The 20,950-nt window shown below is 24.0% G+C and carries 17 protein-coding genes, 1 pseudogene and 1 other annotated feature; of the genes and pseudogenes, 2 read left to right on the top strand and 16 right to left on the bottom strand.

Going from position 1 to position 20,950, the window contains the following annotated elements:
* Window positions 1-172: 172 nt before the first annotated feature.
* The 11 genes from aspS to obgE all read right to left on the bottom strand — a co-directional run bounded on the left by aspS (window position 173) and on the right by obgE (window position 15,223).
* Complete coding sequence (gene aspS / locus AACL03_RS07140; RefSeq protein ID WP_338957448.1) at window positions 173-1,915, bottom strand: aspartate--tRNA ligase; 1,743 nt, start codon at window positions 1,913-1,915, stop codon at window positions 173-175.
* Window positions 1,899-3,191 (bottom strand): histidine--tRNA ligase, encoded by a 1,293-nt coding sequence (gene hisS, locus AACL03_RS07135; protein WP_338957451.1) that lies wholly within the window; start codon window positions 3,189-3,191, stop codon window positions 1,899-1,901. Before hisS ends, aspS begins: the two co-directional genes overlap by 17 nt.
* Before the next feature lie 258 nt (window positions 3,192-3,449).
* The gene (locus AACL03_RS07130) at window positions 3,450-5,702 is read right to left on the bottom strand and encodes a RelA/SpoT family protein (protein WP_338957453.1); all 2,253 of its coding nucleotides are present in this window, start codon (window positions 5,700-5,702) and stop codon (window positions 3,450-3,452) included.
* Window positions 5,703-5,715: 13 nt separating this feature from the next.
* Complete coding sequence (locus AACL03_RS07125) at window positions 5,716-6,237, bottom strand: adenine phosphoribosyltransferase (RefSeq protein ID WP_252319153.1); 522 nt, start codon at window positions 6,235-6,237, stop codon at window positions 5,716-5,718.
* A 9-nt stretch (window positions 6,238-6,246) separates the two neighbouring features.
* Window positions 6,247-9,672, bottom strand: a complete 3,426-nt coding sequence (gene secDF, locus AACL03_RS07120) for a protein translocase subunit SecDF (protein WP_339039932.1) — start codon at window positions 9,670-9,672, stop codon at window positions 6,247-6,249.
* A gap of 121 nt (window positions 9,673-9,793) precedes the next feature.
* Complete coding sequence (locus AACL03_RS07115; RefSeq protein ID WP_339039931.1) at window positions 9,794-10,720, bottom strand: AAA family ATPase; 927 nt, start codon at window positions 10,718-10,720, stop codon at window positions 9,794-9,796.
* On the bottom strand, window positions 10,710-11,255 hold the full coding sequence (gene ruvA / locus AACL03_RS07110) for a Holliday junction branch migration protein RuvA (RefSeq protein ID WP_339040169.1): 546 nt from the start codon (window positions 11,253-11,255) through the stop codon (window positions 10,710-10,712). The genes AACL03_RS07115 and ruvA overlap by 11 nt, the downstream gene beginning before the upstream one ends.
* Before the next feature lie 83 nt (window positions 11,256-11,338).
* On the bottom strand, window positions 11,339-12,061 hold the full coding sequence (locus tag AACL03_RS07105) for a YebC/PmpR family DNA-binding transcriptional regulator (protein WP_339039930.1): 723 nt from the start codon (window positions 12,059-12,061) through the stop codon (window positions 11,339-11,341).
* A gap of 12 nt (window positions 12,062-12,073) precedes the next feature.
* A complete protein-coding gene (gene nadE / locus AACL03_RS07100) occupies window positions 12,074-12,820 on the bottom strand; it encodes an NAD(+) synthase (RefSeq protein WP_338957464.1) in 747 nt (248 codons plus the stop codon).
* Window positions 12,821-12,822: 2 nt separating this feature from the next.
* Window positions 12,823-13,911, bottom strand: a complete 1,089-nt coding sequence (locus AACL03_RS07095) for a DNA recombination protein RmuC (protein WP_339039929.1) — start codon at window positions 13,909-13,911, stop codon at window positions 12,823-12,825.
* Window positions 13,912-13,936: 25 nt separating this feature from the next.
* Window positions 13,937-15,223 (bottom strand): GTPase ObgE, encoded by a 1,287-nt coding sequence (obgE, locus tag AACL03_RS07090; protein WP_339039928.1) that lies wholly within the window; start codon window positions 15,221-15,223, stop codon window positions 13,937-13,939.
* A 578-nt stretch (window positions 15,224-15,801) separates the two neighbouring features.
* On the opposite strand from obgE, the gene AACL03_RS07085 reads away from it, so the two are divergent.
* Window positions 15,802-16,251 (top strand): hypothetical protein, encoded by a 450-nt coding sequence (locus AACL03_RS07085; protein WP_339039927.1) that lies wholly within the window; start codon window positions 15,802-15,804, stop codon window positions 16,249-16,251.
* A gap of 12 nt (window positions 16,252-16,263) precedes the next feature.
* Here the strand turns inward: AACL03_RS07085 and AACL03_RS07080 are convergent, their stop codons facing one another.
* From AACL03_RS07080 to rplU, 5 genes and pseudogenes are all read right to left on the bottom strand, one after another.
* Window positions 16,264-17,214 (bottom strand): IS30 family transposase, encoded by a 951-nt coding sequence (locus tag AACL03_RS07080; RefSeq protein WP_339038665.1) that lies wholly within the window; start codon window positions 17,212-17,214, stop codon window positions 16,264-16,266.
* Between the two features lie 217 nt (window positions 17,215-17,431).
* Window positions 17,432-18,604 (bottom strand): bifunctional phosphopantothenoylcysteine decarboxylase/phosphopantothenate--cysteine ligase CoaBC, encoded by a 1,173-nt coding sequence (gene coaBC / locus AACL03_RS07075; protein WP_338957475.1) that lies wholly within the window; start codon window positions 18,602-18,604, stop codon window positions 17,432-17,434.
* 102 nt (window positions 18,605-18,706) lie between these two features.
* Window positions 18,707-18,994 carry a 50S ribosomal protein L27 gene (rpmA, locus tag AACL03_RS07070; protein ID WP_174481212.1) on the bottom strand — a complete coding sequence of 96 codons (288 nt, stop codon included), beginning with the start codon at window positions 18,992-18,994 and terminating at the stop codon, window positions 18,707-18,709.
* 2 nt (window positions 18,995-18,996) lie between these two features.
* A complete protein-coding gene (locus tag AACL03_RS07065) occupies window positions 18,997-19,308 on the bottom strand; it encodes a ribosomal-processing cysteine protease Prp (RefSeq protein ID WP_281748879.1) in 312 nt (103 codons plus the stop codon).
* 334 nt (window positions 19,309-19,642) lie between these two features.
* Window positions 19,643-19,933, bottom strand: a pseudogene (gene rplU, locus AACL03_RS10030) (50S ribosomal protein L21); the annotation flags it as partial.
* Between the two features lie 11 nt (window positions 19,934-19,944).
* Window positions 19,945-20,017, bottom strand: a sequence feature (ribosomal protein L21 leader region).
* A 293-nt stretch (window positions 20,018-20,310) separates the two neighbouring features.
* Here rplU and AACL03_RS07055 point away from each other — a divergent pair.
* The gene (locus tag AACL03_RS07055) at window positions 20,311-20,835 is read left to right on the top strand and encodes a hypothetical protein (RefSeq protein ID WP_339039926.1); all 525 of its coding nucleotides are present in this window, start codon (window positions 20,311-20,313) and stop codon (window positions 20,833-20,835) included.
* Window positions 20,836-20,950: the final 115 nt, after the last annotated feature.

Here is a 20,950-nt window from a genome sequence, read left to right as displayed (position 1 = left end):
AAAATATAATTGAAATTAATAATTATTAATTTAACATTATTGAAAAATTGATTTCAATTAAATTACATAATTAATCTCTAATGAAAAACAATTTAATTATTTTTCATTAGAGATTTTTAATATTTATATTTTCTAATTTTATTAAACTTCTAATCACTTTAAAATTAAAATTTTACTTCTTAAATTCCAAATTTAATATTGATAACTGATCAGATGAAATTTCACTAGGACTATTTGTTAATAAACAAATACCACGATTATTTTTAGGAAAAGCAATAGTATCACGAATTGATTCATTCTTAATTAAAATCATTAATAAACGATCAATGCCAAAAGCAATACCACCATGTGGAGGAACTCCGTAATTAAAAGCTGATAAGAAAAAACCAAATTTATTTTCAATTTCTGTTTTACTTAAATCTAATAATTCAAAAATCTTTTTTTGTAATTTATAATCATGAATTCTAATGCTCCCACCAGCAATTTCAAAACCATTTAAAACCAAATCATAAGCATCTGCAGTTAAAGTTCCTAAATCTTTATTTTTTATATCTAATAATTTTTCAGGATTTTTTGGACTTGTAAAAGGATGATGACAAGCTTGTCATTTATTTTCTTCCTGTTCAAACATTGGTCAATCAATAATTCAAATAAATTCAAAGTTTTCAATATTATTCATAAAATCTTTATGATTAATTCGTTTTGACAAATCATTAATATAAAAACTTCTAATAGCACCCATAACTTTATTAGCAACATCTTGTTGTTCATATACGAAAATTAAAAAATTATTATTATATTTTATTTTTGATATTTCTTCTGCTAAAACTAAATCATCAAACTTTACTTTAGAATTATTATGAATAATTTTTTTCTTAATTAAGTCATAAATTATTAATGTTTTTCCTCCATGCTGATTGCTAATTTCTGTTATTTTTTTTATAGTTGTTTCATTCATTTTATCATTAACTATAAAACCCTTATAAATAAATCCATCACTATTATTGTTAATATTAATATTTATTAACTTACATGTACAACGCAAATCAGGTTTATCACTACCATATAAATCCATTGCTTGATCATAGGTAATCGATGAAAATGTTGAGGGAATATTACCAATTTTTAAAGTATTAAAAAGACTTATTATCATATTTTCTACTATTAATTTAATTTCTTTACTAGTAGTAAATGCCATTTCTAAGTCTAATTGTTGAAATTCGGGTTGTCTATCAGCACGAAAATCTTCATCACGAAAACATTTAGCAATTTGATAATATTTGTCAATACCTGATATCATTAATAATTGCTTATAAATTTGTGGTGATTGTGGTAAAGCATAAAAATGTTTTTTTTGAATACGAGCAGGAACTAAAAAATCACGAGCACCTTCTGGTGTTGATTTTGTTAAGCAAGGAGTATCAATTTCTAAAAAATTATTTTGATTCAAAAATGTTCGTAAGCAACTAAGAACTTGGTGTTTAAATTTAATATTATAATTCATTGCTGGTCTTCTTAAATCTAAATAGCGATATTGTAAACGTAATTCTTCACTAGCAAGCGTATTATCATTTTTAATAACAAATGGTAAATTAATAGAATTGCTTAATATTTCAATATCTTTTGCTACTACTTCAATCATATCATTAGCAGTTTTTGCATCTTTATTTTTTCGTAAGACAACTGTTCCAATTACTTTTAAAACAGATTCAACTTTAACATTTTTTATTTCTTGATAATATCCGTTATCTGGTTTAACAATGACTTGTGTTGTTCCATACATATCACGTAAATCAATAAAAATACCAAATTTATTAATACGAATATCTTTAACTCAACCACTAATAATAATTTCTTTTGTAATATCACCCTGCGTTAAATTACCACATGTATGAGTTCTAAAGAGTTTTTCCATATTCTTCATTCTCCTCTAATAATAGATTTTTAACCTTACTAAACAATTGCTGTTCAGTATCAAAAATTAATTTTATCATTTCTTTTTTAACAAAAGAATAAAAACTAACCTGATTTTTTTCTTTTAAAAATAGTATATTTTTGGCTAAACTACGATCAATAATCTGTGACTTATTTTTATCTTGATATAAATTATATTCCATATCAATATGATAATTTTCTTTACGTAATTGTAATAATAAATCGGAAGCTATTATTAATCCTAATTCGCTTAAAGCAATAATTTGTAAATCAATAATTGGTGGTTTATTAATATTTTTATTTTCTACCAATAATAACATTAATCTTTCAATACCAATTGCAAAACCAATAGCAGGTATTTTTAATGGTGAGCCCAATTCATTAAATAAATTATCATATCTACCACCACCAAGTAAAGTATTTTGACTTTCACCAATTCGTGAATCAATAGTAGTTATTTCAAAAATAATACCATTATAATAATCTAAACCACGAACTAAATGCTCATCAATAATAAAATTAACTTTATTATTTTTTAAACTATTAATAATGGTTGTAAAATATGTTTTTTCTTCATTAGTTAAAAAATCATTTAAATATGGTATTTCTAAATTTAATTTAGTACAAATTTTACAATCAAGAACTCTTAGTGGCGATACTTTAACTCTAATTTGACAATTTTCACACAATTGCTTACTTTGATTTAATAATTGTTCTTTAAGTGCTATTTGGTATTTATTTTTTGTTTCATTAGATCCAAAATAATTAATATTTAAAGTTAAATTTGGTATTGAAAAACTTTTTATCATTTCTAGGGCCATCATCATTACTTCAACATCAACTAAAGGATGTTTAACACCAACAGTTTCGATACCAAATTGATTAAATTGACGTTGACGCCCTTTTTGAGGTCTTTCATATCGAAACATTGAACCATAATAAAAATACTTTAACGTTTGCTTAGATTTATATAATTTATTTTCAATTATAGCACGAACAATACCCGCTGTTCCTTCAGGACGAAGAGCTAATAATCTATCATTTTTATCATTAAATTGATAAATTTCTTTCTGAATAATATCAGTTGTATCTCCCACGGCTCGTAAAAATAGTTGAGCATTTTCAAAAATAGGAGTAATAAATTCTTGATAATTATATTTAATTGCACACTGTGTTAAAGATTTAATAATATTACGATATATAATAACCTCTTCATTATACATATCACGTGTTCCTCTTGCTTTTTGAAATTGCATACTTTTTTTACTCCTTTTAATAAAAAATAAATCTTCTAAAAAACGTTCCTTTATTTTAGGAACGTTTCTTAACGCGGTACCATCCTAATTCATTTACAAAGTAAATGCACTTAATTATAATTTATCATATTTAATTAATTAATAATACAAGCTATTTAATGTCATAAAATTAGTTAACCAATGTTTGCACCAACCACACTGTCTCTTAATGTTTACCCTAAATTTACTTTTAAATGCTGAAAATATTATACTAAAATATTACATAATTATTCTGTTTATTGCAATAATATCAGGAATTTTTTTAATTGATGAAATAATTTGATGTAAACGTTCAATATTAGAAACTTTAATTAAAATTTTTAAACTTCCATGATTTTCCTTAAGCTTATTATTAGCATCAATACTTTGAATTTGTGCCTTTAAATAGCCCAAAATATTTAAAACATCAGTCATCAATGCTGGTCGATCTAAATATTGAATTTGAATTTTTGAATTATAAAGATGATGACTGGTTGCTAATAAATTTCACTTAGTATCAATAATACGTTCTTTACGCTCTGGCAAACTAACATTAGGACAAATTAAACGATGAACTTTAATACCTTGCCCTTTAGTAATATAACCCGCAATTGGTTCATCAGGGATAGGTAAGCAACAATGAGCCAATGATGTTTTAGTATTGGGGGCATTTTCAATAATAATTTCATTATTACTACTTAAATTCATTGTTGTTTGTTGTTTAGTTTTTAATTCTTGAAATGTTACTGAATCACTATATAAAATAGTAGTAACCGCCTGTTCAATTGTATAAGTTCCATTAGCAACATCTAAGCAAAAATCTTCATACGTTTTATATTTTAATGATCTAATTCTTGACATAATAACATTACGTTTTGCAATTTTTCAACGAATGTGATTTTCAATAATATATTCTTCTATTTTTTCCTTTGTTTTTTTTATTTTCTCTTTGTTTTCTGTATCTTTAATTTTATTTTCTTGATTAAATTTTTCTTGCTGATTATTTAAATATTTTTTTATTTTATGTTGAGCAAAATTGGTCTTAACAATATTTAATCAATCACGAGAAGGGCGTGCAGTTTTAGCAGTTTTAATTTCAACAATATCACCTGATTTTAAAACAGTATTAATAGGAGAATAAATACCATTTATTCTTGCACCTACTGTTGTTTCACCAATTTCAGTATGAACTTTAAAAGCAAAATCTAAAACAGTTGAACCAAATGGTAATGTTATAACATTACCATTTGGAGTTAATACATAAATTAAATCACTAAAAATATCTTGTCGAATTTCTTTTTCTAAATTATTATCTTTGGCAATATTATCTGCTAATATGTTTTCATCAACATTTGGATTTAAGTCATTTAAATTTAATATTTCTTGAAAAATATTTAATTTTTCATCAATTTCTGCTTGACGTTTCTTAGGATTTTTATTTTCCCCTTCTTTATATCTTCAATGCGAAGCTGCACCTGCTTCAGCAAAATCTTCCATTTCTTCAGTTCTAATTTGTAATTCATAAATTTCATTATCAAAAACAACAGATGTATGTAATGATTGATACATATTATTTTTTGGTGTTGCAATATAATCTTTAAATCTACCCGGAACAGGAGTAAAACTTTGATGAATATAACCCAAAATGGCATAACAACTATCAATAGAATTAGTAACAACTCTAATTGCTAAAATATCATGTATATCATCAAAATCTTTTCCAAAATAATACATTTTACGATAAATAGAATATAAGTGTTTACTACGACCATAAATTTTAAAAATTAAATTTTTATGTTGTGATAATGTTTTAGTTAATTCTTTAATAATTTCATTAACTAATTTTTCACGTTTTTCACGATCCAAATTAATAAGATTATCAATTTTTTTATACTCTTTAGGATGTAATACTGCAAAAGAACGATCTTCTAGTTCTGATTGTAATTTACGAATACCTAGACGATGAGCAATAGAAGCATAAACTTCTAAAGTTTCTTTAGCAATAATTATTTGTTTTTCGGGATTTAAAAAATTAATAGTTCTAATATTATGTAAACGATCTGCCATTTTAATAATAATGACACGAATATCATGAGCTAAACTTAAATATAATTTACGTAAATAATTAGCTTTAATTTCATTTCTTTTTTCTTTTGCAAAATGACTAACTTTAGTTACAGCTAAAACTAAATTAGCAACTTCCAAACCAAATTCTGCTACTAACTCATCAAAAGTTGTTGGTGTATCTTCTAAAATATCATGTAAAAATCCTGCTTGTATTGAAGAGACATCTAAATGTCATAATACTAAATTATATGCTGTTGATAAAACATGATAAACATAAGGATCACCATTCTTTCGATATTGATCTTTATGTTTTAATAATGCATATTCATAAGCTACTTTAATTTTTGTAATTTGCTTAGGATCTTTGATAAATGTTTTTGCTTCCGCTAATAATTGGTTAAAATCTTTACAAGTTAAATTATTCATTATTTACTACTTATTAAAACTGAATTATTTCTAACAGCGGAATATTATCAAAATGATGTTTATTAGCAAATTCAGAAAGCGAAATTAAAGTAGCAATGCCAACTGATTGAGCATTACTTTGTTTTATTAAATTAAGACAAGCATTAATTGTTCCCGAAGTTGCAATCAAATCATCAATTATTACTACTTTATCTTTTGTTGAAAGTACATTTTGCTGCATTTCTAATATAGCAGTACCGTACTCTAAATCATAAGTTACTTTATAGGTTTTACCTGGTAATTTACCTTTTTTGCGTGCAAGAACTAATTTGATACCCAACTTATATGCTATAGCAGCACCAAAAATAAATCCTCTTGCTTCAGGTGCTAAAATTGCTGTTGCTCCACATTTTTTAATAAAATCTACAAAAATATTAACAACACTTTGAAATGCTTCTGGATTACTTAATATTGGGTTAATATCTTTAAATTGGATACCTTTAATTGGAAAATCAGGAATATTAATAATAATTTTTTTTAATGATTCTTTTGTCATTGCAACCACCTATTCATTAATACCTTTAATAACATATTCATCTGCACCAATGAAATGTTTTTTAATTTTATTAATACGTTTTTTATATCTATAAACTCTTCATTTCTCAAAATAAATTCAAATAAAAGGAGCAATAAAGTAAGATGATACTAAACTTACTATACAACCTATTAATAATGATAAACTAACTATTCAGAAACTAGGAATAATAAACATAACAATTACTGATGTTATTAATACTACACCATTAATAACTAATGTTCTTGGTAAAGCCTTTTGAACACTTTTATTTGAAATTTCAATTATTTCTTCTGTGCTAATAACTTGTGTTTGATTATTATTAATCTTAATTTCACGAATATTATCAAAAATTGACATAATACTAATTATTGTTAAAATCATTACTCCCAATAATATTCCAACAATTGAAGTAGAAATTACAATTTGGAAAATACTAATAATAGCAAGTGTCATTAGTAAACTAAAAATAATAGCTAAAATTAAAGGAATAACATAAGTTAATTGAAATCTAATAATAATATAAATTAAAATAACAATAAAAGATAAAGCAATTGAAATAATCATATTAACTAATAAATCTACACCTGACTTAGCAACAACTAGATCAATTTCTCCTCATTGTAAAATAGATTCTTGTTTTCAATTTCTAGTAATCTCCCCTAAAAAATTCTTAAACCTTTGCTGCATACTTTGAGAATTTACTGTTGTTTGAACAATAATTTTAAACTGATATGGTTTTCCTTCACCACCAGCAATTAAGGAAAAATTAATATTTTTAAAATATTTACTAAATTGACTATTATTTTGAATTTCTTTACTAATAAAATCTTTTGCTAATTCTGCTTCTTTAATAATATTGTAACTAGGATCACTTGGATCTTGAGTAATTGTACCCATTCCAACAAAATCAGTTCGTTGATCAAAACCAGAACCAAAATTTGAACCAATTACACCATAAGTAATACCTGAAGCAAGAACAATAACAGCAGAGCCTGAAAGAATTCATTTTGTTAATTTATGAAAATAATTTCAGTTACTTATTTTAAGTTTTGAAAAAACATTTTTAAAATTAATAACTAATATTTTTTTGTCTTTTGCTTTAACTATTTGAATTTTTAACGGTTTTAATGCATTAATTAATTCTTGTTTCAATTTATTAATTTCTTGTGAAAGATTTAATTTTAAATCTTTTACTTTTGACTTATAAACTGATCTTGATTTACTATGTTCTTTTTTTAATTGCTGTTTATCAACTTTAAATTTTTTAATTAATTCTTTAACTTTATTTTTAAAATTAATTTGAAGCTGACATTTTTCTGAAATTAATTGTTTTTTTATTTTTTTATCATCAGTTTTAACTTTAACTATTTGAATTTTTAACGGTTTTAATGCATTAATTAATTCTTGTTTCAATTTATTAATTTCTTGTGAAAGATTTAATTTTAAATCTTTTACTTTTGACTTATAAACTGATCTTGATTTACTATGTTCTTTTTTTAATTGCTGTTTATCAACTTTAAATTTTTTAATTAATTCTTTAACTTTATTTTTAAAATTAATTTGAAGCTGACATTTTTCTGAAATTAATTGTTTTTTTATTTTTTTATCACTACTTTTAATATTATTTGTATCTATTGAATTATTTAAAACTATAGTGCTTTTTCTACTAATATTATTAGTTCCTAAAAGTTGAGGTTTATTTTCTAACCAGTTATTTCGTAATAATGTTCATAACATTAATCTTAATAAGATAATTCCAAAAATAATTACACCAAAAGTAGCAATAGAAGTCATAATAATAAAACCTTTGATAGCACGAGTTCCAAATCAGAAAATAGTTAAATTAACAATTAAAATAATAGCGCTACAATCTAATGAAGAAGATAATGTTTTCTTATTTGCTGATTTAAAAGCACTAATCAAAGTTTTACCTTGCATATATTCATTTTTAAAACGTTCCAACAAATTAATAATCGTATCTAATAATAGTGCAAAACCAATAATTAAAGCAATTACGCTTTCAGGAGCAATTATGCCATTAATGAAAACAAAACTAACAATAGTAAATAATAAAAATAATGATATTATAATTAGAACAATAACTCCTAACATACGATAATAAAACAGAACAATAGTCATAAGAACAAAGGTAACTAATATAATAATAACAACTGCAATTTTTAAAGATGTTGCACCTAGCGTTGGACTAACATTAGCATAAGATAACATAGTAAAATTATTTTTTGACAATCCTGATGTTAAAACACTTTTCATTTGTTCAACTGTTTCAAGATTAAAAGTATCTGAATTAATTGAAATACTATTGTTAGTTACTTTAACTTCACCAACTCAATATGGAATATAACGATAATCAATAACATCTTCATGTAAAATATCTGAAACATCTGGTAAACGTAATAAATCTTTAATATAAGGCAATCATGCATTCATAGGTGAACCAACAATAGGAGAAGCAAAAGGATCAAAGCGATTAGCAGGATCATATGTATTTTTTTCATCATTAGTATCAACAGAAAGACTATGAACTGAACCTAAATTATCAGAATAAATTCAATTAATACCAAATTGACCATTTTGATTAGGATTTAATAGTCGTGCTAAAGTAGGGTCTTGTGCTTTAGCTCTAGCTAAAATATCAGTACCTTTACCAAGACCTGGTGTATTATTATCTAATAATGATGTTAATGATGCTTTAATCTTACCATCAGTATCATTTTTAAGATTATCAATTATAAAAGCAAGGGAGCGAATACCCTCCATACTACTTCGAATATAATCTAATAACTGACCAATATCTGAATAAATATAAAATGTATTTTCTTTAGCAGAAGTAAGTTCTTTTAAAACTGAATCATTTTTAACATCAAAAACAAGTTCTGGGCGATGAGTAACAGAATTATTAACAGCTTTAATAGCAGAAAAAACATCACTAGTTAATAATCTTTTATCTCTTTTTGTTCAAGTAGTAGCTTTGTCATCTTTCTTTTCGGTTGCTAATAAGTCATTACCATCTTTATCAACAATATAAGAATAACCACGTCGTGATACACTGTGAACAAAAGTAGAAATATCAACTCCCGCATCTTTACTCAACGCTAAATTATACTTATTATTATTGCTAGTAATGCTTTCAATATAAACGTTACTAGTACCTAAAGGGTCAACTCTGTCTTTTAATAAATTAATAACATCTTTTTGTTTACCTTTACCCTCATATTGAACTTGTGTTTGATAACCACCAGCAAACTCAATACTTAATTTACTATTATTTTCAACATATTTAGCACTAAACACTACTGAAATTATTATTGCAGAAACAATAATTATTAAACTAAAAATCCTTAAAAAAAATCCAAGATTTTTAGTTTTTCTTGTCCTAGAAGAAGTGTTCATATTTCTTCACTCCTAAATCATTTTATTTGTATAAACATAGATTGTATATTATTTAAGCACTATATAAGAATACCAACATTCGTTATAAATAACAATTGTTTTACAGTAATATCAAAAATAATTATTTTCTAAATAAAATTATATTATTATTAATATACTCTTTACCAATAATTGTTATTTTACGACCCTTAGTTGTCTTAGTAATTAAACCACAATGAATAAGTCAAGGTTCATAATGAATTTCAAGATTTTTTCTTTCTTCATTCAAAAGTTGACAAATAGTTTCAATACTCAAACTTTTATCTAAATTTACATTATTAAACAATGCTAAATATGCCAATTGTAAACTATTTAAACCTAAAGGATAAATTTGCAAAATATTAGTTTCATTTAAATCTACATTCATAACAACACAATAATTATACAATTGTTTAATGATGTTAATAATGAGTCGCGGAATATTACGACAATGATTAGCAATAATATTTATTATATTATTTTCTAATTTTCAATTTAAACTTAAAGAAACTTGTGAAATAATACTTTTAATATCCTGATAATTATAATCAGATAATTGTAAAATATTAGGAATACGACTTATCAACGCTTTAGTTAAGATTCCTACTTTATTAGTAGCACCAATAAATGTAAAAGAGGGTAAATTAATTTTAACAAATTTATTATTATAATCTTTACCAATCATAATATTAATAAAATTACCTTCTAATGCAGAATATAATACTTCTAATATTTCATAGTTAACAACATGAATTTCATCAATAAAAACTATATCAGATTGTTTGATATTTGCTAAAATACTAATAATATCGCTAGTTTTATTAATGCTTGTTCCTTCTAAACTATGAAAATTTACTTGCAATTCTTCTGCTATTAATCGTGCAATAGTTGTTTTTCCAATACCAGGAGGACCAATTAATAAAATATGACTTAAAGCAATATTTTGAATTTTACTACCTTTGATTAAAATTAGAATACGTTCAATAACATTATTTTGTCCAACAAAATTATTAAAACTACTAATACCCATATTTTATTTCCTTAATAGCTAATGCAATAATTTCTTCAACTTCCAAATCTCAATTAATATTTCTTAATAAAAAATTATTAATTACTATTGAACTAAAACCTAATTTTAATAATGTATCAAATACTAAATCTGATTTTTCATTTTGACTAGTTGTTAAATTACTTACTAGTTTAATATGATTACTAAAATAATTAATAATATTATTAGCAATTTTATGAGTTATACCTTTACACTGTTGCAATATCTTATAATCTTGTTTGCTTATAGCCAACTTAATACTATCAAGTGATAGTTGATTTAGTAATCTTAAAGCAGTTTTTGGTCCAATATTACTAATATTAAGTAAGTGAATAAAAAAGGTTTTTATTGGTTTTGATACAAACCCAAAAAATTGTTCATAAGTTGGTTTTTGATGAAAATAAACATAAATTTTCACTTTAATATTTAATGGTAATGTTTGTAAATTAACACCTTCAATAATATATCCATGATCATTACATTCAAAAATAATTTTATTTTCATAAAATTCTTTAATAATACCTAAAAATATTCATCCATGACTTATTCCTCCTTTTCTATTCTTACTATTAATTAGATGAAAAAGAAAAATAAACCTTTTTATTTTTTAAAATTATGTTCAATTGAAAGCACATCATCATCATTTTCAATTGTTTCTAACAATATATCAATTAATTTAATTTGTTGTTGATCAGTAATGGTAATCAATTCATGGGGAATATTAACAATTTCATTAGTAATAAAATCATTAATATTATTTTTTTCTAATAAATTAGTTACAGCATTTAACTGTTTAGGATTAACTTCAATATCAATGATATCTTCATTTTTTTCAATATTAAAAATTTCAAAATCAATTATTAACTCCAAAATTTCTTCAACTGATAATAAACTTGAAAATTGAATTACCCCCGTTGTTTGAAATAAATATTGAACAGAATTAGTAGCAGCTAAATGACCACCCAATTTATTAAAATAACTTCGAATATTACTTGCAGTTCGATTTTTATTATCAGTTAAACAATGAATAATTATGACAATATTACTTGGTCCATATCCTTCATAAGTGACTGCTTCATAATTAGTTGTTTCATTTTTATTACTAGCTTTATTAATAGCACGATTAATATTATCCTTTGGCATATTTATACGTCGTGCTTTTTCTAACATTAATTTCAATCGCGGATTATTTTCAACATTTGCACCACCTAATTTAACAGCAACATAAATTTCTCTTGATAATTTTTGAAAAATTTTACCACGTTTGTTATCTTGGGCATCTTTACGATGTTTAATATTTGCATATTGTGAATGTCCAGCCATATTCTCATTCCTTTATTTTTTTCTTGTTCATTTCGGAGCTTGCGGTACAGGTATTCTTTTGTGTGCACTATTCTGATGCATAAATTCAATTTTATTAATTACTGATGATGGTATTAATGATTTATTTCCTAGTAAATATTGATCTAATTGTTCATACTTAAATTGCATTTCCATTTCATCAGTTTGTCCATCTCATAAACCAGCAGTTGGCTTACGAATAATGATCTCTTCACTAACTTTTAATATCTTTGCTGCAGCAAAAACATCTTTTTTTAACAAATGAATAATTGGTAATAAATCAACACCACCATCACCATATTTAGTAAAATAACCAATGTGTCATTCATCACTATTATCTGTTCCTACAACTAAATAATTATGATTTTGTGCATATGCATAAAGAGTATTCATTCTTAATCTAGCTTTTAAATTGCCTAAAATTAATTTTGATTTTTCTATATTAATTTCAGTTTCTAATGTTTTTTTAAAACTTAAAAAAACATTATTTAAATTAACTACTTTGGCATTTAATTTATGAATATTAACTAAATTATTTGCATATTCTAAATCAATATCTGGTGAAAAACAAGGCATAATTAATGCTAAATGATCATTAGGAAAAGCTTTTTTAATCAATAATGCTACTACTGCTGAGTCAACACCACCACTTAAACCAACAATTAAACCTTTGGCATTTGCTTTTTTTACTTCACTTTGTAAAAATTTAATAATTTCATCTAAATATTGTTCTAAATTCATAATTATTCACTCTCTTTTATTTCTTCAGACATTTCAAAAATATTGTTATAATGTCCAGCAATTTTATTATGGGTTTTATCTAAAATTTCAATGGCTTTATTAGTTGTATCAAAACCAGCCTTAACTTTTTCTCATCTATCAACCCAACGATCAAAATCATCTTTGAATAAACGTAATTTTTTTGCCATTTTTTCTAAATTTTTATTAAAATCAATGTCTTTACGATTTTTATCAACTGTAAATAAAACAGCAGATAAAGTAGTAGGAGAGGTAATTCAAACACGTTTCTTAAAAGCATATTCAACAATATCATCAGCAAATTGTGCGTAAATAAAAGCAAATATTTCTTCAGAAGGAATAAACATTACTGCGCTAGAAATCTTATTTTTAATATTAATATATTTTCCAACTTCATCAATTCGTTTACGAATATCATTACGAAAATCTTTTAAATAATTTTCTTTAACTTTAATATCTTCACTTACTAAATACCTTTGATAGTTATCAATTGAAAACTTTGAATCAATAGCAATTCCTTCTTTTTCAGAATCTGTTTTTACATAGGCATCAACAACTTTGCCATCAATTGTTTTATATTGTCGTTCTCATAATTTTTGATTTGAACCCAACATATTAGTCAAAATTTTTTCTAAAACAAATTCACCAACATTACCACGTTTTTTAGTATTAATAAAAACTTCTTGTAAACTTTGAATATTATCATTAATTTTTCCTAAAACAGTTGATGATTCTTGTAACTTTGCTAAATCTTTAATAACATCTACTACTTGTCTTTGAATGACATCAGCATTGCGTTTATAATCATCTTCTTTTTTATCTAAATTTTTTTGAAAATTATCAATATTACTCATTAAATTAATTAATTTTTCGGTTTTATCACGATCCGAACCATTTCATGATGTTTTAAAATCATTTAATTGTTCTTTTAAAGTTTCTACTTGCATTTTTAAAAAGTCTTGTGCAATTGGGTCACTAGTAACATTCTGACTTTTTTTAATTTGCATATAAATTATTAAGCCACCAATACTAATAATTAAAATAACTACCAATAAACTAATTACTATTTCCATTTCCTATTTTCCTTTGCCCTTTTTTTTATTCTTCTTCTCAAATCATATCATAATTAAAAATCTTAACATGATCACCTTTTTTTATTCCTTGCTTTCTTAATTCATCATAAATTCCTAAATCTTGTAATTTAATTTTAAATAATAAAATATTATGATAATTATTTAAAGGATTTTTTTGATATATTACTTCAACGGTTTTACCAGAAATAGTTCATTGATTATTTGCAAATTTAGTAATAATAACTTGTGGAACTTCTTCTTTATTAGTATATTCATAAAGAATATGTTCTTCATTATTTTCATTATTATTAACTTGATGCAGTTGTTCTTTTTCAACAGCTTTAGCAATATCTTTAATTAATATATCCAAACTAATATGTTTCATAGCAGAAATTGCAATTATTGGTAATTTAATTTGTTCTTTTAATTTCTCTAAATTAGTTTGTGCATCTGGTAAATCAATTTTATTTGCAACAATTAAATGCGGTTTTTTTGTCAAATCTTTATTATAACTTTCTAATTCACTCATAATTAATTGATAATTTAAAAAATGATCTTGAGTCTTATCACTAATATCAATCATATGTACTAAAACTTGACAACGTTCAATATGACGCAAAAACTGTAAACCTAGTCCTTTTCCTAAACTAGCTCCTGCTATTAATCCAGGCAAATCCGCCATAACAAAATTATTATTTTTATCAACTCTAACAACACCTAAATGTGGATTAAGAGTAGTAAAAGGATAATCAGCAACTGTTGGAGTTGAAGCAGAAATAGCTCCTAATAATGTTGATTTACCGGCGTTAGGCAACCCAACTAATCCGGCATTGGCCAATAATTTCAACTCACAAATTATTTCAAAATGTTGTCCAGGCATTCCTTTTTCACATATTTTAGGTACTCGATTTATTGCCGAAGCAAAACGAGCATTTCCTCGTCCACCAAGACCACCGGCAGCAATTATTATTTCTTGTTTATCTTTAATAATATCACCAAGAATATTTTGAGTTTTGTTATCTCTAATAATAGTACCTAATGGAACTTTTACATAAGTATTGGTTCCTTTACGTCCATGCATATTTTTGGGTGCACCATTTTTAGCAGCTTCAGCAGTTATCTCTTTATTTTTACGTAAGTCTAATAGAGTATTCATACCTGAATCACCAATAAAGATAATATTACCGCCTCTTCCTCCATCTCCACCAGATGGACCACCTTTGGCTACATAAAGTTCACGACGAAAAGCAACAACACCATCACCGCCTTTGCCGGCAGTAACTTTTAATTTTGTTACATCTATAAAACGCATTTCTTACTCCTTTTTTATATTAAAAATAACTCTTATTATATAGTGTTAACATTTTTGTGTAAAATACTATTTTATTTTTCATATAATTTTAGTATACAGATATTATTGTTAAAAAAATAATAATTTACTATATCTAGTTAATATTTTTTGTAAACTATTTTTGCTTTATGAAAATTAAAAAAATGTTTTTTTAATGTTAAATATCATTTAAGTTATTTTCATATATGAAAAATTATATATTAAAATAAAACTTATAGGTGTTTTTATTAATTTGATTAAAATCAAATCAATAGTTTTTTTATTTAATTTTATCTTTGAAAAAATATATTGTATATTGATTTTTTCACATATAAACTTTATTTGAGATTTATTTAAAGTAATTTAAAAAAATAAAATTTATTACTGACTTATTAGTCAACTACTTTTATTTAAATTAAAACATTAATAATATTAGTTTAAATATATTTATTATTTTTTTAATTTATAAGAAAAAATAAATGAAAATTTAATTAAAAATATTTTAATAAATCTCAATTATTAAAAATAAATATTTATATTTAAAAAGGGGTACTTTAAAAATGATAAATGATAAAGATAAAAATATAGTAAAAAAATCTGATGTTGATAGTTGATGAGGTATTACCACTAGCAATAAATGTGATAAAAAAATTGAGAAATTAAATAAAAAATTACAAGAAACATGTAATAAATTAGACGAAATAAGCAATCTTTATACAAAATCAGTAAAAGAAAACAAAAATTTTGAATATAAAGTTAAAGAACTAAAAGAAGAATTAAAAAAAATTCAAGATAAAAATACAAAATTAGAAACAAACTTAAAAGAAGCAACAGAAAGTATTGAACATTTACAAGAAATAATCCAAGATTACATGGATAATAAAGAAAAACTAGAAGAAGAACTAAAAGAAATTCAAGATAATAATATAAAACTGGAAACAAAATTAAAAGAAGTAGAAAATGATAAAGAAAAACTAGAAACAGAACTTAAAGATTATGCTAAATTGTAAAGGTAAGTGCAACTAAATTATTTTTCTATCCAAATATTCGATTGGTGAAAGATAATTTAGTATTTTTCTCGGTTTTTGATTTAAAGACAATATAAATTTATGAACTTCATTTTTATTAGTTTTTGAAAAAATAAATTTTTTAGGAAATTTTTCTCTAATTAAACCATTAGTATTTTCATTAGTACCTCTTTGTCAAGGTGAATATGGATTGGCAAAATAAATTTTTACATCTAAATTTTTTTCAAGTTGTTGTCAATTTGAAAATTCTTTGCCACGATCAAAAGTAATAGTTTTAACAATGTTTTTAGGAAGAATTGATAAATAATAACTGACATTTTTATTAATAACTTTAGTAGTTCTGTTTTTAACTAATATTGCTAAAGTAAATCGTGATACTCTTTCAACTAAAGTTATTAAACATGATTTGCTTTTACCTCGTGATGATACTATAGTATCTCCTTCTCAATGACCAAGTGTTATACGATCATTAACATTTATATCTCGTTCTTTAATTGATTTACCATTAAACTTGCCACGATTTTCTTTAGATTTTCGTTTTTTACCTTTTCTTCTTAAATTTTTACTAGTAACTTTATCAAGCATTCCAAAATAAATTCAAGTATAAATTGTTTTAAAACTAATAACTCATTCTTTATGAAAATTTTTAATTCTGCCATAAATTTGTTCAGGTGATCAACCTAATAGTAATTTTTGTTGTACATATTTTACTAAATTCTTATTTTTAAACTTATGAAAACTAATATGTGATTGTTTTCGATTTTCAGCTTTATTTTGTGCAATTAATGAAAAATAATGATTATTATCTTTATTTCTATTAATTTCTCGAATAATAGTACTAATACTTCGATTAAGATTTTTAGCTATTTCACTAATTTTAAATTTAAATTTCAATTGATTCTCAATATAAATTCTTTCATCTATGCCAAGATGTTTATAACTCATATAAAAACTCCTTACTTTTTTCTAAACTAAATTTAGCATTATGAAATTTTTATATGAGAATTTTTTGCAATTTTATTTACTTGCACTTACAAGTATAACTCAGCACTCATATAAAAACTCCTTACTTTTTTCTAAACTAAATTTAGCATTATGAAATTTTTATATGAGAATTTTTTGCAATTTTATTTACTTGCACTTACAAGTATAACTCAGCATATTAATAATTTAAAATATTCTTACTTATAATATCAACTATCTGCTTAGCAACTTCCACTTTTGAACCAATTAAATTATAATTATTATTTTTAAAATAAAAATTAATTTCTGTTTCATTTTTACCCATAACACTAATATTATTAATACAAATACCATCACAATTTTTAATTTTCATTTTTTCGATACCAAGATTTTTATCATTAAATTCTTGAGCAGCAAAACCAATTAAAACTTGTTTTGTTTTCTGCTTACCTAAAAATGCCAATACATCAATATTAGCAATCAGTGATAAAGATAAATTTTCGTTTTTATTTTTAATTATTTTATTAGGAATATATTTACTTACTTTATAATCATTTAAAGCAGCAGCACATATTACAATATCAGCATTATCAAAGTTTTCTTTCATTGCTAAGAACATTTTTTCATTAGTATTTGCTTCAATAATAGTTAGGTTTTTTTGCGATTTAATTTCAAAATCACAATCACCTGCAACTAATACTACTTTAGCGTTAGTTTTAAGAAAAGCATCTACTAATGCTTTACCCATTTTTCCTGAAGAATTATTAGTAATATAACGAATTGGATCAATATAAGTTCTAGTACGACCAATATTAATTAAAATTTTTTTATTAGATAAATCAATACTTTTTTTAAAAAAATCTTTAATTATTGTTAATGCATTATCTGGACTTTTAACCCGTCCATCACCAATCATCTTACAGGCTAACATTCCTGAATCTGGAGGAATAATAGTAATATTTTCAAAATTAGATAATTCTAATAAATTTTTTTGAAAACTTTGATTGTGATACATATTATGATTCATTGCTGGAAATAATATCTTTTCTGCTTTGGAAGCTAAAAATACTGATAATGCTAAACTATCAGCAATTGCTAAATTTGCTTTACTAATAAAACTCATAGTAGCAGGATAAACAACAATTAAATTTGTTTTAATTGCTAAATTAGTGTGAGTAATTAAATCTCCTTTAACATATGATTCTTGTTCAAACATTTCAGAATAATAAGAAAATGTTTTATCTTCTAGAAAATGTAAAGAACTTTTAGTACAAATAATATCAACTAAAAATTCTTTTTTTAATTGTTTTAATAAAATTAAGGCTTTGTTTGCTGCAATACTACCAGTAATTATTAAAGTAATATGTTTCATTATTTTCTCCTATCATATCATTAAACATAAAATAAACAAACAAAACCTATCTTCAAAATATGATAGCATTGAAAATAGGTTTTTATTATTAAAAATTTATTTTTACTTTTTATCAAGTATAACTGAAACTCGTGTTTTATTTTTTTTAAAAATAGTATACTTAACAATTCCTGATTTTAAAGCAAATAAGGTATCATCACCACCACGTCCTACATTTTCACCAGGGTGAATTTTAGTTCCACGTTGACGATAAATAATTGTTCCCTCTTTTAAACTTTGTCCATCACCAATTTTAGCACCTAAACGTTTAGAATGTGAATCACGACCATTACGAGTTGAACCCACTCCTTTTTTTGAAGCAAATAATTGTAAATTTAATTTATAAAACATAATTACACCTCCTTTATGTTAATATATTTTGGATATTGTTCTTTAATAGTTTTTAATTGTCAAAGCATTGTTTTTAAAATGATTTGACTATTATTAGTGAAACTAGCAACTTTAAGTTTAACTAATCCAGCAGTATTATTAATTACTTGAACTTGATTATTATCAAGTTCATGAAGTGCATTTAATGTACCAATAACAATGGCTGAAATCCCTGCACAAACAATATCATTTCCAATTTTTGAAAAATTAGCATGACCAGTAATTATAACTTCTACAATGTTACTATTTTGGTAATTATAAGTAACTTTAACCATAATTTGATATTACCTTAAATTATTTTTTATTATTTTCATCATCTTCTTTAACAACTTTAACAGTCATATTTTTATGATCAAAAATAGTTTTTAAATTACCTTCACTAACAACAGTTTTAGTGTTATCTGGTTCTGTAATATTATCCTTAACAACTGATTTAGTTTTAACAACTTTTTCTTTTGTAAGTTCTTTTTTTACTTTACTAACTACTGATTTTGGCTCTTTAATAATAGGAGTTACTACTTCAGAAATTACTTCTTTTTTTACTTCATCTTTAATTACTGGTTTTGATTGTTCTGCCTTCTTATCAACAAGACTTTTACCAGCAAGTAAAATATCAGTAATTAATACCTTTGTATATGGCTGACGGTGTCCATACATTGTTTTTGAATTTTTCTTAGGTTTATATTTAAACACTCGAATCTTTTTTGATTTATCTTGTTTAATAATCTCACCATGAACTTCAGCACCTTTTAGGAAAGGTTTACCGAATTGTTGATCAATCATCAATATTTTGTCAAAAATAATTTTATCTTTAGCTTTGCCAACAAGTTTTTCAACAAAAATTTCTTGACCATAGGAAACATTAATTTGTTTTCCTCCTGTTTGAATAACTACAAACATTTTTCTTATTACCTCCAGTTTAGACTCGCCTTATAGGTGGAATAAATCACTTGTTAACCTAAAGTAGAGCGGTTGAAACTGCATAAACAGTCTTAAATATTATAAAGTATTTTTTATTAAAAGCAATACAAAATTTAGAATTATACACATAATTTAAATATAAAAATTACTAAAAAAAGAAAATAAAAAATATATCTTTAATATTTAATAATTAATGTAACTATAATTAATCTACACTGAATTATGTAATTAATATTTTTTTATAATTATTATTAAAATTATGATATTATTTTTCTAAACTTAATATAAGTTTTTAACTCATTACTTGTTAAAAAGTAAATGAGTTTTTTTGTTTTTAGAAAGGAAGATTAAAAGAAATGGCTAAAGATAAAAATATCGTTAATGAAACAATTGATTATTTACCAATGATTTTTGGTGGATTGGGTGCTGGATTAGGAGCAATTGATGGTCTTTCATGAACAAATCCACTACCTGTTACCGACATTGCGATTGGTGCTGTAGCCGGAGGAATAGCGGGTTATCAAATTAAAAAATCCATAAAACATAAAGATAAAAATAAAACTAAAGTTGGAACATCATTAATTTGTGGTGCTGGTGCTGGTGTATTAAATGCAATATTAAATCCAGAAGCATCATTAATGAATACATTAGAAGCAACTGCTGGTGGTATTGTAATTGCTAAAGGTGGCAAATATATTGTTGATAATAAAGGTAGTAATTATGTAAAATCTAGACCAGAATATCAAATATTGAAACAAGGATATAAAATCAAGAAAAAAGTAAATAAAATTCAAGATTTTTCTTCAATAAAAAAAGAAGCAAATTCACTAAATTCACAAAAAAAATCTTCAACAAATCAATATAAATTAAAACTAATGTAAACTGATCAATAGTAAATTAAAACATTAAAACATTATTTAGGAATGAAAATATAATTGATATTCAATTTAACTCATTCCTTTTTAAGTGTTGAAATTCAAATATAAAAGAAATATA

Origin of the sequence: Spiroplasma endosymbiont of Andrena trimmerana (assembly GCF_964019575.1) — a bacterium.
Taxonomy (GTDB): domain Bacteria; phylum Bacillota_I; class Bacilli_A; order Mycoplasmatales; family VBWQ01; genus Spiroplasma_E.
Note: the sequence above shows the minus strand (reverse complement) of the source record. Positions and strands in the feature narration are given on the sequence as shown.